Source organism: Bradyrhizobium cosmicum (assembly GCF_032290525.1).
Taxonomy (GTDB): domain Bacteria; phylum Pseudomonadota; class Alphaproteobacteria; order Rhizobiales; family Xanthobacteraceae; genus Bradyrhizobium; species Bradyrhizobium cosmicum_A.
Window position 1 is genome coordinate 1 of record NZ_JASXTA010000311.1, and the last position, 263, is coordinate 263.

Genomic DNA, 263 nt, shown 5'->3' on the forward strand with positions numbered 1-263 from the left:
GCCCGTCGAGCAGCCAACCAAGCTTGAGCTGGTCATCAATCTCAAGACAGCCAACGCGCTCGGCGTTTCCGCCCACGCTGCTCGCCCGTGCCGACGAGGTGATCGAATAAAGATGCTGTTTGCTCCGGAGCGCGAGTCCGGCTGCGGCGCTGATCCAGTGCCAGCAATCGCGCACGCCTTCGGGCCACCAGCGAAAAATGTGGCTCAGGACGTGAATTAGAGACTGTCGGGCTTGCCCCTTATTCTTCCGACCGCCGTACAGG

At 61.6% G+C, this 263-nt stretch carries 1 pseudogene; it reads left to right on the plus strand.

Annotated elements, in window-relative coordinates:
• Window positions 1-110, plus strand: a pseudogene (locus QSV46_RS40080) (ABC transporter substrate-binding protein); the annotation flags it as partial.
• Window positions 111-263: the final 153 nt, after the last annotated feature.